General features: G+C 71.2%; 12 protein-coding genes. 4 read left to right on the top strand and 8 right to left on the bottom strand.

What is annotated here, in order from left to right:
* Positions 1–69: 69 nt before the first annotated feature.
* Entirely contained in the window at positions 70–1,485 is a 1,416-nt protein-coding gene (locus DSC45_RS09625) for a GH39 family glycosyl hydrolase (protein ID WP_119289058.1), read from the top strand.
* A 71-nt stretch (positions 1,486–1,556) separates the two neighbouring features.
* On the opposite strand, the gene DSC45_RS09620 is transcribed toward DSC45_RS09625, so the two are convergent.
* The 6 genes from DSC45_RS09620 to DSC45_RS36285 form a co-directional block, all read right to left on the bottom strand.
* Complete coding sequence (locus DSC45_RS09620) at positions 1,557–5,354, bottom strand: polysaccharide biosynthesis protein (protein WP_119289056.1); 3,798 nt, start codon at positions 5,352–5,354, stop codon at positions 1,557–1,559.
* The gene (locus DSC45_RS09615) at positions 5,347–6,147 is read right to left on the bottom strand and encodes a polysaccharide deacetylase family protein (protein ID WP_119289055.1); all 801 of its coding nucleotides are present in this window, start codon (positions 6,145–6,147) and stop codon (positions 5,347–5,349) included. Before DSC45_RS09615 ends, DSC45_RS09620 begins: the two co-directional genes overlap by 8 nt.
* Positions 6,144–7,190, bottom strand: a complete 1,047-nt coding sequence (locus DSC45_RS09610; protein ID WP_240434554.1) for a glycosyltransferase family 2 protein — start codon at positions 7,188–7,190, stop codon at positions 6,144–6,146. The genes DSC45_RS09615 and DSC45_RS09610 overlap by 4 nt, the downstream gene beginning before the upstream one ends.
* On the bottom strand, positions 7,187–8,098 hold the full coding sequence (locus DSC45_RS09605; protein WP_119289053.1) for a glycosyltransferase family 2 protein: 912 nt from the start codon (positions 8,096–8,098) through the stop codon (positions 7,187–7,189). The genes DSC45_RS09610 and DSC45_RS09605 overlap by 4 nt, the downstream gene beginning before the upstream one ends.
* A 345-nt stretch (positions 8,099–8,443) precedes the next feature.
* Positions 8,444–9,538 carry a GNAT family N-acetyltransferase gene (locus tag DSC45_RS09600; protein ID WP_119289051.1) on the bottom strand — a complete coding sequence of 365 codons (1,095 nt, stop codon included), beginning with the start codon at positions 9,536–9,538 and terminating at the stop codon, positions 8,444–8,446.
* Between the two features lies 1 nt (position 9,539).
* The gene (locus tag DSC45_RS36285; RefSeq protein WP_240434553.1) at positions 9,540–10,097 is read right to left on the bottom strand and encodes a hypothetical protein; all 558 of its coding nucleotides are present in this window, start codon (positions 10,095–10,097) and stop codon (positions 9,540–9,542) included.
* A gap of 197 nt (positions 10,098–10,294) precedes the next feature.
* Here DSC45_RS36285 and DSC45_RS09590 point away from each other — a divergent pair, with 197 nt between their 5' ends.
* A complete protein-coding gene (locus DSC45_RS09590) occupies positions 10,295–11,104 on the top strand; it encodes an SGNH/GDSL hydrolase family protein (protein WP_119289049.1) in 810 nt (269 codons plus the stop codon).
* A gap of 12 nt (positions 11,105–11,116) precedes the next feature.
* Here DSC45_RS09590 and DSC45_RS09585 read toward each other — a convergent pair whose 3' ends face one another.
* Positions 11,117–12,751: a serine/threonine-protein kinase gene (locus DSC45_RS09585; protein WP_205571295.1), complete on the bottom strand. Its 1,635-nt coding sequence runs from the start codon at positions 12,749–12,751 to the stop codon at positions 11,117–11,119.
* Between the two features lie 352 nt (positions 12,752–13,103).
* Between DSC45_RS09585 and DSC45_RS09580 the strand changes: the two genes are divergently transcribed.
* Both DSC45_RS09580 and DSC45_RS09575 read left to right on the top strand, forming a co-directional pair.
* Positions 13,104–13,373 (top strand): hypothetical protein, encoded by a 270-nt coding sequence (locus DSC45_RS09580; RefSeq protein ID WP_119289047.1) that lies wholly within the window; start codon positions 13,104–13,106, stop codon positions 13,371–13,373.
* A gap of 264 nt (positions 13,374–13,637) precedes the next feature.
* Positions 13,638–14,405 carry an ABC transporter permease gene (locus tag DSC45_RS09575; protein WP_119289244.1) on the top strand — a complete coding sequence of 256 codons (768 nt, stop codon included), beginning with the start codon at positions 13,638–13,640 and terminating at the stop codon, positions 14,403–14,405.
* Between the two features lie 51 nt (positions 14,406–14,456).
* On the opposite strand, the gene DSC45_RS09570 is transcribed toward DSC45_RS09575, so the two are convergent.
* On the bottom strand, positions 14,457–15,659 hold the full coding sequence (locus tag DSC45_RS09570; RefSeq protein ID WP_205571287.1) for a type ISP restriction/modification enzyme: 1,203 nt from the start codon (positions 15,657–15,659) through the stop codon (positions 14,457–14,459).
* Positions 15,660–15,684 lie beyond the last annotated feature (25 nt).

Below are 15,684 nucleotides of genomic sequence, written 5' to 3'. Positions count from 1 at the left end.
CGGCCGTTACCGAGTCGTGCCGGCCGACCCCTGCCGGGAAGGCAACTGCCTTGACTACGCTTGTCCTTGATGGGACGTCATGAGTGGAATTCGGGGGCTCGGCGGTGGCGGCTCACCGCACTGCTCGGCGTCGCCGTGGCCGCGTTCGCCCTGATCCTCACCCTCAGCGGCCTGCCCGACGGGCAGGGCTCCACCCGTGGCACGTCCGCGGACGGCGACAAGGTGCACGGCACCCCCGCAAAGCCCTCCGGCAAGCCGAGGGCCGAACTCGGCTGGGGCTTCACGCACACCGAGCACAGCGCCGACGAGGGCGAACGCCCGGCCGTCGCCCGGGCGACGAAACTCCTCGCCGAACGCCCCCTCCCTCAGGTCCAGCACCTGATGGGCTGGGGCGCCGACAACCCCGAACCGTCCCCGGGCCGCTACGACTTTGAGGCCATGGACCGCCGTGTCGACTTCATCCGCGCCACCGAAGGAACCCCGGTCGTCACCCTGTGCTGCGCCCCCGACTGGATGAAGGGCGGAAAGGCGGGCGTCGACAACACCGACTGGAGCCGCGAGTCCCTGGAGAGAGCCCCGGATCCCGACCACTACGACGACTTCGCCGAGCTCGCCGCCACGGTCGCTCGGCGCTATCCGGACGTACGGCACTTCGTCGTATGGAACGAGTTCAAGGGCTTCTGGAACTCGGACGAGGGCCGCTGGGACCACGAGGGCTACACCGAGCTGTACAACAAGGTCCACCGAGCCCTGAAGAAGGTCGACAAGGACATTCTGGTGGGCGGCCCGTACCTGGTCATGGACAGTGTCGACCCGCGCCGGAAGGAGAACGCGTCCACCGAGCTCAAGGGCCGCTGGGGGAGCGCCGACCAGCGTGTCCTCGACGCCTTCCGGTACTGGAACGAGCACAAGGCGGGCGCCGACTTCGTGGTGGTCGACGGCTCGAGCTACACCGTCGACGACGAGCTGATCCCCGACGCGTTCGCGGCCACCGCCAAGTTCACCGCGGTGGGCCGCTGGATCCGCGAACGCACCGGCGGTCTGCCGCTGTGGTGGGCCGAGTACTACGTGGAGCCGGGGGACGACGATGACGACCGCGACGGCTGGAGCGAACGGCGCCGCGTCGCCACCCAGGCCGCAGGCCTGATCGCGATGGCCCGCGGCGGCGCGACCACCGGCTTCTACTGGAACCCGCAGAACACCGGCGCCTCCTGCGCCGGCTGCCTGTGGCGTGCCACCGACCTCGCGGACGGCGGCACACCGCTGCCGATGCTCGACCTCCTGACCCGCTTCCAGCGCGAGTTCCCGCCCGGCACCCGCTACGAACCGGCCGGCATCGCCACCGCCGACCGAGGGGACGTCCGCGTCCTGGCCGACGCCGAGACCGCCCTGGTCGTCAACGTCCGTAAGCACCCGGTCACCGCCAGGATCCACGGCAAGTCCGTCGACCTCCCGGCGTACGGCGTGCAGTGGCTCCGCCGCTGACGCACCGCGACACCGGCCGAACCGGTCCGCCAGGCAGCCGCGTCGAGGCGAAGACGTACGGCGAGGGGCAGCTACGCCATCGTCACGAAGCGCTGGATCAGGGCGGCGAAGAGCACCGCGAGCAGCGGCAGCGAGAACCAGAAGGTGCTCTGCAGCCACTGCAGGCCGCGCACGCTCGGTGGCGCCGCCACCCGGACCACCTCGCGCACTGTGAGCAGCACGATCAGGGCGAGGGCCGCGAGGCCGCCCACCACCGACCAGGGCGTCCAGGTGATCTCTGGTCCGGGCGGGCCCGGGTCCGCCTTCTCGACCGGCCCGTCCGGTTGCTCGCGCAGCACGTACAGGGCGACGTCGTCGTTGGCGTACGGCTTGGTCAACTCGTCGCGCGCGTCGAGGCTGTCGAGGAGCCGGGACTCCCAGTTCCGCGGATAGCCGGCGTCCATCGTCAGGTACACGGACTGGCTGCGGTTGACCATGAGATACGAGTTCGGTCCTGCGTCTTTGAGGGCCTTGACCAGGGACGCGACGAGGACCGGATCGGTCGGTGCGAGGGTCGGCAGGTAATGCACCTTCTCCATGTCCTGCTTGCCCCAGGGCAGGGCCGGAGTGACGTTGTCCACGGTGTCGTTGCTCATCCAGAGCAGCCGCACGGTCGGGTCGTCGTGCTCGTAGACGTACTCCATCGCCGCGACCTCGCCGGCCCGCACCCGTTCGAACGGCTCGTTGCCCCACCGGGCGATCAGGAAGCCGCCGATCAGGAGCAGCCCGGCGAGCAGGGCTGCGAGCGGCGCGAGGCTGACCCGGTCGCGGTCCCGCTCCTCAGCCGTGACACCGGTGCGCGGGAACAGTGCGAGGCCGGCGAGCAGGGCCGCGCCCGGCAGGGCGAACATGAAGACCCGCAGCGCCATCTCGCCGCCGTAGGACTGCATGCCGAAGCCGAGGAACGGGACGAAGGCCAGGACGAGCAGGGAGCGTTCGGCGTAACGGTAGGTGCGCCGGCGCCACCAGCCGACGCAGGCCAGAGCCATGACTCCGCCGGCGAGGGCCACGCGCGCGTAGAGCACGAGTTGGTGGGTGGAACTGCCGCCCTCGATACGTCCGGAGACGGACGACGTGACGTTTCCGCCGACGCCGCCCACGCCGCCGAACAGCTCCTGGAAATGCCCCGACCAGTACGGCTCGGCCAGATACCCGATCCAGACGGTGACCACCACCGTGCACAGGACCGGAAGCCCGCGCAGCTCACTGCGGCCCACCAGGACGAGCGCGGTGAGCACGCCGAGCATCACGAACGGCGTCAGCTGATGCGCGGGCACCGCTGCCGCGAACAGTGCGATCAGCACCCCGAGCAACGCCACCCGGGTGCCGCGGCCGGCCGGCAACACCTCGGCCTCGCCCGGCCTGCGCGCCCCCCACAGCATGCGCGGCGCCCGGAACCAGACGAGGAGGACCGCCACGAAGGCGAGATACAGCAGGTACGTGAAGCCCTGCGGCGAGAAGTAGTCCTGACCCACCCAGCCGCTCAGGACGAAGATCCACACGCCGGCCCACTTGGCCCGCCAGGACGCGCGTACGGCGCGCAGGAGCAGGAAAACCGGTGCCAGACACAGGAGTTGCATCGCGATCGGCCACCAGCGGATGACCTCCGTGAAGTCGGAGACTCCGCAGGCCTCGGCCAGGAACGCGGCTGCCGCGAAGAAGCCCGGCCAGCTCCAGCGCGCGTCCAGATCCGGCGCGGCGGTCCCGGCCCGGTCGATGTGGTCGAGGAAGCCCAGGTGCTGCCAGGCGGTCGCGAACCGCGGTGCGTCCTCGAGTACGGCGGGCAGGGCGTGCAGGGACACCAGGGTGGCGAGCAGCGTCACCGTCAGCAGGGCGCGGCGCGGCCGCTCGTGCCAGAGCAGCGAGGCGAACACGACCACGAACAGTGCGGCTCCGGCGAGCGTCGCGGTCGGCAGCACCGAGATCAGGCCGAGGCCACCCATCGCGTCGAGGTCGGCCTCACCCAGACCCGCTACCGGGACCCAGAACAGGGCGAGCGCGGTGCCGAGCAGCAGCCACAGACCGAGCGAACGGGCCCGGGCGGCGGCGCCGGCGGACGCGTCGCGGTTCACCGGCTCTTCGACGGGGCCCTCGTCCGGAGCCGTCCCCGTGGTGTCGTTGGCCGGAGGCAGAGGCCGGAACGACGGTCGGTAGGGGCGCCGGTCCGGTGCGTCGACGAAGACGCCCGTGCCGGACCCTGCGGGCGCCTCCCCCTCGGTACGGGCGGCTTCGGTGAGTGATGACGCCGCCTCGGCGTCCATGGGTGGGCGGCGGAGCGCCCAGGTGGGCCGGTGGTCGCGGTCGGGCCGGGACCCGGCGGGTGCGGACGCCCTGCCCGAAGTCGCCTGCAGCGCCCAAGTCGGCCTGTGGGACGTGTCGTTCAGCCTCGGCGCGCTGACGGTCCGGTTGCCCGTTCCGAGATCTGCGGGGCCCCCGCCCGTCCCGAGGTCCGCGAGGTCACCGTCCGGGGCGACGGGCGCCGAGGCCCGTGCGGGGGGCTCCGGCGCAGCCGGTCTGACGACTTTGAAGAGCTTGAACGCGGCCACCGAAGCCACCACCGTAAGACTGGCGATCTCCGCGATCCCTGCCCCGACCAGGCCCATCCGAGGCAGCAGTACCAGCGTGAGACCGAGGACAAGGACACACAGCACCCCCTGCAGAACGGCCAGACCCGACGTCCGGCTCTCCGCCCGGAGTACCGCGAAGTACGTCTCGATGACCACCCGCAGTACGGCCCCCACCGCGAACCAGCGCAGCAACCCGGTCGCGGCATCCGCGTAACCCGGTCCGAACACGCCGAGAACGTAGGGCGCACCGACGAACAGCACGGTGCACACCGGCAGCATGATCCGCGCCATCCGGCGCAGCGCGGCACGGCAGTTGGCGGCGAGGCGGGCGGGATCGTGGGAGCCCTCGACGGTGAGGGAGGCCCCCATGTTGATCGCGAGGAGGTTGACCGTTCCGGCGATGGTGGCCGTGATGTAGAAGTACGCGTTGTCCGCGGAGCTGACCTGCGCGGCGACGATCACGGGCACCAGGTAGACCACGGCGAGCGAGAACAGCGACCCGGTGTAGTCGCCCGCGAGGAACCGCCCGATCCGGCGCATGCTGGGCGGATCCGCGCAGTCCTTCGTCGCCTCGACGTGCCGCGGGACGAGACGCCGAAGGACCAGCCAGCCGAGCGGCACCACGGACACCGCGATCGCCGCCACCCAGGAGACGAACACGCCCGCCGTCGGCACCGCGGCGGCGAGCGCCACCAGCAGCAGCAGTTTCACCGTGGAGAACGCCGTGTTGCCCACCGGCACCCACAGTGCGCTGCGCAGCCCGGTCAGCACCCCGTCCTGCAGGGTCAGCAGCGACCAGGCCACCACCGCGAGCACGAACCCCGCGCCGCTGAGCGGCCCCTGCAGGAAGCGGTACGAGGGCCCCCACAGATCGAGCGTCCCGAGGAACACCACCGCCGCCACCGCCACGACCAGCGAACTCAGGCCGTACGTCCGCAGGATGAGCCGCCGGGTGGCGCGCCCGGCGACCGGGATGAAGCGGGCCAGGGCGCCCATCAGGGTCAGCGCCGTGAGGCCTGCGAGGAGTTTCATCGCGGCGATCGCCGCCGAGCCCTGGCCGACCGCGGACTCGGAGTAGTACCGGGCGGCGGCCAGCCAGAAGCCGAGGCCGAGCACACCGGAGATCCCGGTGTTGAGCATCAGCGCGTAGGCGTTGCGGAACAGCGGACTTCCGCCGCCGGCGCCGGGCAGCCGCAGCCGCCGGCGCACCGGCCGTTCTTCTGCCGACGGCCGGAGCTGGGTGGCGGCGCTCGTGTCAGCCACGGATACGGTCCACCCTTCGGCGGACCTGCTTCGCCCTGCGCACGACGGCGTACCCCCGGGTGAGCGCGCGCTCCCCGGCGTAGGCGCGCCTCACCGACCGGCCTTCCACGACCCGGGCGAACTGCTCGATGCCGGTCGTACGACGGACTGTCAGCCTGCGCAGTGCGTACGGTCCGTGCCGGCGGCGGGCCAGATCGTTGCCCACGGCGAGGGACTGGGCGAAGCCGGCCGCGCGGACGCCGGCGCGTACCCGCCGGTCCGAGTACCCGTAGGGGTACGCGAACGAGGTGGGTGCGGCGCCGAGTTCGTCCCTGATGATCTCCCGGCAGCGATCTATCTCGAACTGCAGGGCCTCGTGCGGGAGTTGGTCCAGTTGCGGATGTGTGTGGCTGTGCCCGCCGATCTCCGTCCCGGCAGCCGCGAGCTCCCGTGTCTGAGCCCAGTCCAGCATGGCGTCGAGTGCGCCGCCGGTGTCGTGAGCGCCGCGGATCCAGCCCGTGGAGACGAACAGCGTGGCCGGAAATCCGTGCTGGGCGAGGACCGGCAGGGCATGGCGGTGCACCCCGGCATATCCGTCGTCGAACGTGATCAGGACGGGGCGGCGCGGCAGGCGCGCCCCGGACCGCCAGGCCGCCCCGAGCGCGGCGGTGGTGACCGGCGTGAACCCGCGCTCCGCCAGGACCGAGAGCTGCTCGGCGAAGGCGGCAGGCGCGACCGACAGGGCGTGCGTCGCGGCCGCGGGTGCGTCGGCGATCGCGTGGTACATCAGGATCGGCACGGGTCGCGTGGTCATACGGCGTCGGCCCCCTCCCGTCCCTCGCTCCCTCGCGCCGCACCGGACGGCCGTGGGACGGAGAAGGACCCGCCTCCCCTGCGGGCACGGACGCCCCCGACGACATAGCCGCCGGCCGCCGCCGCCACTCCCGCGAGCACCGCGCCCGCGCGGCCCGCCCCGCCCGGGCGTCCGCGCACCGCGTCCGCGAGCCCGCGGGCCACCGCACCGGGCAACACCCTTGTGGTGTACCGGCGTTCGGACTCGAGTCCCCTCGCGGCGCCGACGCTGCGCGACACCAGGGCCTTGGACAGGCCCTCCGCGTAGGTCCGGGTCCGGAAGTACGCGAAGCGCTCGCGGACGGCGGGTACCCGGTGGTGGATGACCGCACGGTCGTCCACCAGGAGCACCGCGCCGGGATCGGCCCGGGCGATCCGGATGCACAGCTCCGTCTCCTCGCAGCCCAGCGGCCGGCGGTCGCCGTCCCTGCCGATCCCGGTGGCGAAGCCTCCCGCCAGGGCGAAGGCCTCGCGGCGGAACGAGGCGTTGCCGCCCAGCACGTTGCGCACCCGCACCCGGCCCGCGGGCAGTCCCCGGTAGCTGCAGCCGACCACCCAGTCGAACTCGGCCGGGAACCAGTCGGGACGGCGCCCCGAGGCCCATACGGGCTCCGTCCTGCCGCCCACAGCGAGGACCCGTGGGTCGTTGTAGCCCTCGGCGAGGTACCGCAGCCAGTGCCGCTCCGCGACCGCGTCGTCGTCGAGGAAGGCCACCACCGCGCCGCCGGCCGCGGCGACGCCCGTGTTGCGGCCGGCGGAGAGGCCGCGGGGGCCCGCATTGGCGAGCACCCGCACCTGCCCCGGCTCCGTCGATTTCTCGAACCGGCTCCTGAGCCTCGCCAGGAGGGCCGGATTGTGGTCCACCACGAGCAGCGTCTCGTGGGCCGGCAGCGACTGTGACCGCACCGAGGAGACCGCAGCCAGGATGTCCTCCCAGCGGTCCTCGGTGTACGCACACACCACCACCGAGACCTCACCCGCACCGACCGGCGCCCGACTGCTCAAGTCGCCGCTCCTCTACGGGTGTTGAGCGGAAGGGAGGCGGCGCGACGGCGTCGCACCGTGTGCTCCCCGAGGATCACCCTGAGCACCCTGATGCCGTCCCGTACGGCGCGCAGATTGCTGGCGCCGTGGATGCGCAGGTACTCGTGGCTCGGGATCTCCTGCACCCGTAAGCCGGCCTTGGCCACTCGGATGTTCATCAGCGTCTCGACCTCGAAGCCGGTGCAGTCCAGGTCGATCTCGTCGAGGCAGTACCGCCAGAACGCGTTGTATCCGTAGCAGAGATCCGTGTAGCGGGCGCCGAACTTGGCGTTGACCACCGCACACAGCAGGTGGTTGCCGAGCTTGCGCACCGGTGTCATGTCGTCGGTGCCACCGCCGTTGGCGAAGCGGGACCCCTTGGCGAAGTCCGCCCCGGAGACCAGCGCGGAGACAAAGGCGACGATCTCCTCGCCGTCGGCCGAGCCGTCCGCGTCGACCATCACGATGATCTCGCCCGTGCAGGCCGCGAATCCGGCGATCAGGGCATCCCCCTTGCCCTTGCCGCGCTGCTCCACGACGCGGACGTCGGGCCGCAGTTCGCGTGCCACGGCGACCGTGTCGTCGGTGGAATTCCCGTCGACCAGTACGACTTCGTGGATCCAGTCGGGCAGCGACTTGAAGACGTACGGAAGATTCTCCGCCTCATTCATGGCGGGGATCACGACACTCACCGGGGGAGTGATCGCCAGGTGAGTGGAAATGGGCCGGTACTGGTTCGGAATGCGGGCCCGCACCGTGGTGTCCGATCCGGATCCTGACTGCGCCGTGCCGTTCTTCGCGCTGCTCTTCCGGGTGTTCTCGGATCCGTTTTCCGTCGGCCGTAACAAAGGATCTTCCCCTGGTACGGCCGGGTGGAGATAGGAGCTCATGAATCGGTTCTCTCTCGTCCGGTGGGCCGCCCGCCCCCGGGCAGCCCGGATGAGTTTCCGGTTCGAAAGGAGGGTTCTCGCCCAGGGCATGACGGAATGACGGAACGACACTCCGCGCACTGGACGAGCTGGAATTTCTGGCCGTGCGGCACTTGGCTCGGCAGACATGCTTGCGCCGAGCACGGCACCCCCCTACCGCGCCCCGCTCCGGCCGGCATCGCGCTCCTGAGCCCTCCCCCGGAGCCTTTACCGATGAGCCATTGCGGGTGGTTCCATGACGGTATTGACGATTGAGACTCTATGGCAAGACCTGGGACAAGCGTCTGCGTTTATTCGTTATCTGCGCTACTTACCCGAACGGATCTTTCCGATCCTTTTGAGTAACTTGTCCGCGGGCCCGAAGAGTTCGGGGCGAGCGACCACGGCGTTGCGCACTGCGCGTGCCGGAGCGCGTCGTGCCCGGTGTACGGACGCCACGGGGTGACGGCGCGTCACCCAGCCCTCGGACACGAAGAGATCGCGTGTCCTGAGGGAATCCTTGTATTCCTTCGGGCCTCGTCCCAGATCGAGATGGGCGATTCCGTCGCCGGCCGCACCTTCCGCCATACGCAGATGGAGCACGAGGCCGGGCGAGTATTTCGCGAACGCCGGGTCGTAGGCGGGGAACCAGCACGCGAGTATCCGTTCGGAGCGAAGCCCGAAATGGGCCGCGACCGGTCGGTCGCCGGCGTAGAGCACCGAGAGAATGCCGGCGGCGGACGGTGACCGGGTGTGGAAGAGCTGCTCCACGAGCCGGGTGATCCACGGGTGCGCGAAGCGGTCGCTGCGTCCGGTGCGGCGGTACTGCGCGGACTTCCACTCCATCAGGGTGCGCAGGACGGCCGGATCGCGTTCGTCGTGCACGTACCGCAGGCTGCCCGCATCGCGTCCTAGCCGCCGCTCCTTGGCGAGCGTGGTCTTCGTGAACTTCGGTGAACGGGCCCGGAGTTCGGCCAGATATGGCTCGTATCCGCGGTCCACGTCGATCACCGGCGACGCGAAGTGCGCGGCCGCGACAGCGGCGAACGGCCCATCGCTGTGCACCAGATGGTCGAACTCCCAGACCGCGAGTCCGCAGGCGTCGAGCAGTTCCACCGGATCGCAGTCGAACCCGGACCGGTGCACCGGACCCTGGCAGTCGGACACCCCGAGCCCCAGTGCCCGCCCCACACCCAGGGACGTGCGCTGGTAGGGGAAGAACGCCGCGGGTTCGCCGCCCTCGCGGACCACCGCGACCCGGACGCCGCGCCGGCAGCGTCCTGCTGCCAGGGTGAACTCCGGTGACAGGAACGGATTGGACAGTGCCTCGGCGCCTTCCAGGTGGGCCTTGGACTGCATGGCTGTCCATGCCGCCCGGTCGGCGGCGGTGAGTTCGCCGGGGCGATACACGGCGATGTCCACGTCAATGGACCCCGCTTCCCGCCGGGCGCCCGCGATGCGGACGCCGTGCCCCGGCCGCCACGAGGATCAGCAGGCTGATCGCCAGCACTGCCGTGACGCCGCCGCGAATCGACCAGGCATGGAGCGCGAGCATGCCCTGGGCGACCAGCAGATCGACCGCGAGGGCCCCCGCCGATGCGGCCACCGCCCTTCCGAGCGGCTCGAGTTCGCGCAGCGCGACGGCGAGCGCGCCCGCCGGGGCCGCGAGCAGCAGGAACAAGGTGCAGGGCCCGCGCAGCGGTGAGTCGCTTCCGGTGAAGGCCAGCACGGCCCCGACGGCAGCCACCGCGACCGCCGCACCGGTCAGGAACGCGATGGGCACGCCGCGTGCGACGGGAGCCGCCTCGCGCTCGTTCCGGTCGAGGACGTCCGGCGGCCGCGATGAGCGGCGGTCCGGTCTCGGTGCTGATGGGTTGTCACTGATCGTCTGCATTGGCGTCTTTGCCCCCCGACGCGCCGGATGCCGGGCTTCAATGTCGCGCAGCCGGTATCGGCGCGTCAAGACGCCGAGAACGGCCACTCCGGCGTAGCCGACGCACCGTCATGTGGCCTCTGTGGAGGGCGAGTTGGGAGGTACGTGAGCGAATTCTGCTTCAAACGCGAAGGTCGTGAAGGTTCCTCCTCGGAACCCTCTTGACATGAACATACCCATGGGACTTACGTGTGGGTAACAAGAGAGGTGGCAGAGACCCTGCCCTCTCCCCCCACGGAGGTCCTATGAGGCTGTCCCGCATCACGGCATACGCGTCCTCCCTGCTCCTCGCCGCCGGCCTGACCCTGGCCGGAGCAGGAGCGGTGCATGCCGACTCGTCCACCGCCGCCGCCAACTACGTGGCTCTCGGCGACTCCTACTCGTCCGGCGTGGGAGCCGGTGACTACGACAGCGGAAGCGGCGACTGCAAACGCAGCAACAACGCCTACCCGGTGCTGTGGGCCGCGGCCAACGCCCCGTCGTCCTTCGACTTCACGGCCTGTTCCGGAGCGGTCACCAGCGATGTCGTCAACAACCAGTTGGGCCCGGTGAATTCGGCCACCTCGCTGGTCTCGCTGTCCATCGGCGGCAATGACGCCGGCTTCGCCGACGTCATGATGACCTGCGTCCTGCAGTCCGAGGCCAACTGCGTAGCCCGGGTCGAGGAGGCCAAGAGCTTCGTCACCGGCACCCTGCCGGGCCGGCTCGACTCGACCTATTCGGCCATCAGCGACAAGGCCCCTGACGCCCAGGTCGTCGTACTCGGCTACCCGCGCTTCTATCAACTCGAGGGCAGCTGCGTCGCCGGGCTGACCGAAGGCGAGCGTGCGGCCATCAACTCGGCAGCCGATCTCCTGAACGAGACCACCCAGAAGAGCGTCGCCGACCACGGCTTCGCCTTCGCCGACGTCGCCGGCAAGTTCACCGGGCACGAGATCTGCTCCGCTGACGCCTGGCTGCACAGCGTCAACTGGACGAACATCGGCGAGTCGTACCACCCGACCGCCGCGGGACAGTCGGGCGGCTATCTGCCGGCCTTCACCTCCGCCGCGTAGACGCCCCGCCGTTCAACGCGCGTTCGGCGTGTAGGAGCCCCCGCCCGTCGGGGGCTCCTGCTCGCAGGTCAGGCTGTACGCGATCGTCTCCGACCGCACCGCGAGCGGCTGCCGGACCTCGACGCCGATCCGGTTGCGCACCGTTCCGTCCGGATCGTGGCCGGTCTCCGTGTGGCTCACTTCCTTCGATTTGCCGCCCTCCGCCGCGAACTGCACCGTCTTCCAGGCCGGATCCGTGGGCGCCCCGCTTCGCGTCACCCACCGGTACTGCACCCGCGCAGGAGTCCGCCCGACCGTGATCGTGGCTCTGAAGGACGGAGCCTCGGCGCCCGATGGCGGGCACGAACCGGTGTAGTCGCCCCGCACCGCCATGACATGCGCCCGCACGGACTGCGGGGGAGGCGTGGTCGCGTCGTCGTCCGAGTCCCCCTCCCCGTCCCCGCCGCTCCCTTGCTCTCCGCCGCCCGCGCCGTCGTCCGTACTCCCGTCGTCCGGTGCGGGACTCGTGGTGTCGCCCGCGCCGCCGCTGCCTCCCTTGCCCTCTTCGCCGCCCTGCCGGCCGCCGTCGCTCCGCCCCTGCTCCGTACCGCCGCCTCCGCCCCCACGGCCGTCGGTGCCTGCGTCGCGGTCGAGCAGGACGTACGCGAGACCGCTGACCGCGAGTACGAGCGCGGCCACTCCGGCGACGATCAACGCCGTGGTCTGGCGTGAACGCGACGGCTGCGAGCCGGAGTTGTCGCCGTGCGGTGCGGGGGAGCCGTGCTCAGCCGGAGCGGACGGATCCGCCGTGGACGCTGATCCGCCCGCCTCGGACGCAGCCCCCCGCGTCACCGTGGGCAGACCGGCCGCCGGCCGATCCGGTGCGCCGGATGCCGCGGCGCTCCCGCGCGGAGCACCACCCGCCGCGATCAGCCGCAGATCGCGCTCGGCGCTCTCCGCCGCGAGTCGCTGGGCGGGATCCTTGTGCAACAGTCCCTGGACGAGCGGAGCGAGGACGCCCGCCCGGCGCGGCGGAGGCAGTTCGTCGTCGACGACCGCACGCAGCGTGGACAGCGGAGTCTCCTGCCGGAACGGCGACAGCCCCTCCGTCGCCGCGTACAGCAGCACCCCGAGCGACCACAGGTCCGACTCGGGCCGCGGTGTCTCGCCGAGCGCCTGTTCCGGGGCGAGGAACTCCGGCGAGCCGACCATCTCGCCGGTCATCGTGAGGGCGGACGTCCCCTCGAGCCGCGCGATCCCGAAATCCGTCAGCACCACACGGCCGTCGTTGGCCAGCAGGACGTTCGCCGGCTTGACGTCCCGGTGCAGTACGCCCGCCTCGTGGGCGGCGCGCAGCGCAGAGAGCAACTCCGCACCGATGTGAGCCGCGCGCCGTGTGGTCAGCGGCCCCTCCGCCTCGAGCACCTCGGCGAGCGAGAGCCCGCGCACCAGTTCCATGACGATCCACGGCCGCTGTTCCTCGCCCGCGACGTCATAGACGGTGACCACGCCACGATGAGTGATCCGGGCCGCCGCCCACGCCTCCCGCTCGAGACGGGCGTAGAGCCGCTCGACATCGGCTGCCGGCAGGCCCGCCGGTGCGCGGACCTCCTTCACCGCGACCTCGCGGTGCAGCAACTCGTCCTGCGCCCGCCACACGGTGCCCATGCCGCCCTCGCCCAGGCGGGCGAGGAGTCGATACCGCCCGGCGATCAGCCGTTCCCCGTCCGGCCCCTCGCTCACGGGCGAACCTCCATCCGCAGCGTGCCTTTCCTCACAAAGCTACCGCGCTCGCGTGCATGTACTCCCGAGTGTGGAAGGTGCACCCCACTTCGGTCGAGGAGCAGCGATCACCGAGCAGGGTTGTGTCCAACTCGACCTGAAATCAGGCGCATTCGGAGAGTATTCGTCAACACCCTTATGGGGAAGGTGAATCCTGAGCCCGGGATACACGAGTGTTGCAACGGGGCGATAGGGTTAACCTGCCCGGGCCGGGTGCCTCGTACGGGTGGGGAGTGACATGGAACAGATAACAGTGCGCAGCAGGGCGCGAGTCCCTGCGATCAACTGCGGGAGCAGCGCGACCAGCTCGCGTCTCGACCGCCATCTCTCGGTGCTCGGCGGTCCTGCCGTCCCGCAGCGTGAGTCGGCCGAGGCGACGTCGCTGATGCGTGAGCTGACTTCCCGTGAGGTGACGCACGAGCGCACCGGACGTGTTGCCCGCATGCGGCGGGTCTCGCTGTTCGCACCGCTGCGGCGGCTCACCCGGACTCTGTTCGGAGGCCGCTGACCGACCCGGCCGACCTCGTCGGCCGCGTCCCACCATCTCCCGGCGGCCGCCGGAGCGACGCTCACCGGCAGCCGCCCCGACCCGGCGAAATACGGCCACACCGGTCGACGCGGCGCCGCGCTCTCGGCGCCGCCATCCCCACGGCACGCACCCGCGCCCGTCATCCCCACGGCGCGCAGCCGCGTCCCGGTGTGAGTCAGCTGCCCACCACCTCTTCCGTACGAGGCGGTCTAAGGTGTGCGCGTGACCGCGTACGCCGCTTCCGTGCTTCTGCCCGTCAACGCGGTACTCGGGGCGGTGCTCGCCGCCCTCCTGATCGTCGCCGTACTGGTCGCCGCGTTGGCGCGGCTGGCTCCCGACGCGGGCCGCGGCCGGGCCCGGGAGATCGCGACGGCCGGCGCCAGAGCAGCCGTCCAACTCGCCGTCGTCTCCGTGCTGATCGGCTGGGTCGTCCGGTCCGTGCCCCTGCTTCTCGCCTTCGTCGCGATGATGTACGCCGTGGCCGTGTGGACAGCCGGGCGCCGTATCACCCCGAACCGCACCTGGCGCCTGGCCGCCCTGCCGATCGGCGTCTCGGTGGTGCCCGTCGTCGCGGTGCTGCTCCTCACGGGCCTGGTGCCACTGGACGGGATCGCGCTGATCCCCATCACCGGCATCCTGATCGGAGGCGCGCTCACCGCCACGGTTCTGGGCGGCAGGCGGGCCCTGGACGAACTGGAGAACAGACACGGTGAGGTGGAAGCCGGTCTCGCGCTCGGTCTGCAGGACGCGGAGGCGCGCCTCGAAGTGGCCAGGCCGGCGGCGTCGGACGCCCTGATCCCCGGTCTGGACCAGACCCGCACGGTCGGTCTGGTCACCCTCCCCGGTGCGTTCGTCGGCATGCTGCTCGGCGGCGCGTCGCCCGTACAGGCCGGAGCGGTCCAGCTGTTCGTCCTGGTCGCGTTGCTCGCGGTACAGGCGGTGTCGGTGGCCGTCGTCCTGGAACTCGTCGCGCGCGGGCGCCTTCACCGGATTGCGGACGACAAGACCTAGATGCAGTGGTCAGGGGCGTTGACAACGTTCCTGATCAATGGACCGAACCGGTCACAGGAGCGCGAACTGCCCGTCCGGGCCCTCCTCGGGATGGTCGAGGACCGATGCGGGGCGGCGCAGATGTTCCGGCACCGGCAGTACTGCGGACTTGCGCAGGGCCTCCGCGGTGATGCCCCCGGGACCGGCCAGAGATGCGCGCAACTCCGTCTGCCGGGGCTGCAGTTCGGACAGCAGGGCGAGTACCGTGATCAGCTCGAGGAGCTCCGAGGTCCATTCCTGCGGCCACTTCGCGGGGCGGATCGCCGACAGGGTGCCGGGTTCGGTGGGCGCCGTGCGGCGCTCGAACCAGAGCTCGACCACGCGGACCCCGCTCACGCGGAAGTCCCATGCCTCGGCCGGCACCGGGGAAATGCGGCCCTCGCCCACTTCCAGGGTCTCTTCCTCGCGGTCGTAGAGCAGTTCGGCCGGCCGGGCCGGCAACGGGGCTCGTACGTAGGGCCGTCGGCCGCCGGGCAGCTTCGGCCGTTCGCCGCTGCGCAGCATCAGCCAGAGCATGCGATGGCCGAGGTCCACGCCGTGGGCCCACACGTCGGGATCGTCGGTCAGCGGTACGCGGCAGCCCTTGGCGTCGACGTACGCGGTGGCGAGCGCCCAGGTCAGGACGTCTTCGGCAGTGACCGGGAGTCCGAGACGGGAGCCGAGGAGTTCGAGCAGGCCGGGAGCCAGGTTCGGCTCCACGCCCGTGGGTCTGCGGTACAGCGGCCGGATGCGGCCCGGGCGTCCGGCGGGGGAGCGGCCGTCCGGCAGCAGCCCGGTCGCCAGGACCTCAGGACCGCCCGCATCGGGCACACGGCCCTGTTCGACGAGGAAGAGCTGCTGCGGGTCGGCGACCCGCCACAGCTCGGGGCGAGCCGCGTCGATCAGCCGGTGGTCGGGTATCAGCCACTGCTCGTCGAACGGCCCGTGCGCCACCCGCACGGGCTCGGGACAGCGGCCCGAGGCCTGCGCGAGGCGGCCCGTTCCCGAGGCCTGGCCGGGCAGTTGGGCCACGGCGGTGCGCAGGGTGCGGGACCGGCTGGGCTGCAGCAGCGCGGCGCGATCGGCGCCCTCGGCGCGTACGAAGGCGTTCCAGCGAGCGGTGAGCGATCCGGCGTCCGGGGCCATCGGCCAGGAGCGGCCGAGCCGCCACGGTGCGACCGACCACGGCATGAGGTCCGCGAGCAGCGGCGCGTCGTCGTGCGTCACGTTCAGCATCGTACCCAGGTGAGCGTGTGTCGAT

This window comes from Streptomyces sp. YIM 130001 (assembly GCF_003574445.1).
In the GTDB taxonomy this organism is placed as follows: domain Bacteria; phylum Actinomycetota; class Actinomycetes; order Streptomycetales; family Streptomycetaceae; genus Streptomyces.
This window is presented reverse-complemented; position numbering and strand designations above follow the sequence as displayed.

What these genes read in the sequence shown, in the direction of transcription:
- DSC45_RS09625 (WP_119289058.1), top strand. Translation starts at nt 70, where the DNA reads ATGGGACGTCATGAGTGGAATTCGGGGGCTCGGCGGTGGCGGCTCACC.
- DSC45_RS09615 (WP_119289055.1), bottom strand. Translation starts at nt 6,147, where the DNA reads ATGACCACGCGACCCGTGCCGATCCTGATGTACCACGCGATCGCCGAC.
- DSC45_RS09605 (WP_119289053.1), bottom strand. Translation starts at nt 8,098, where the DNA reads ATGAGCTCCTATCTCCACCCGGCCGTACCAGGGGAAGATCCTTTGTTA.
- DSC45_RS09590 (WP_119289049.1), top strand. Translation starts at nt 10,295, where the DNA reads ATGAGGCTGTCCCGCATCACGGCATACGCGTCCTCCCTGCTCCTCGCC.
- DSC45_RS09585 (WP_205571295.1), bottom strand. Translation starts at nt 12,751, where the DNA reads ATGGGCACCGTGTGGCGGGCGCAGGACGAGTTGCTGCACCGCGAGGTC.
- DSC45_RS09580 (WP_119289047.1), top strand. Translation starts at nt 13,104, where the DNA reads ATGGAACAGATAACAGTGCGCAGCAGGGCGCGAGTCCCTGCGATCAAC.
- DSC45_RS09570 (WP_205571287.1), bottom strand. Translation starts at nt 15,659, where the DNA reads ATGCTGAACGTGACGCACGACGACGCGCCGCTGCTCGCGGACCTCATG.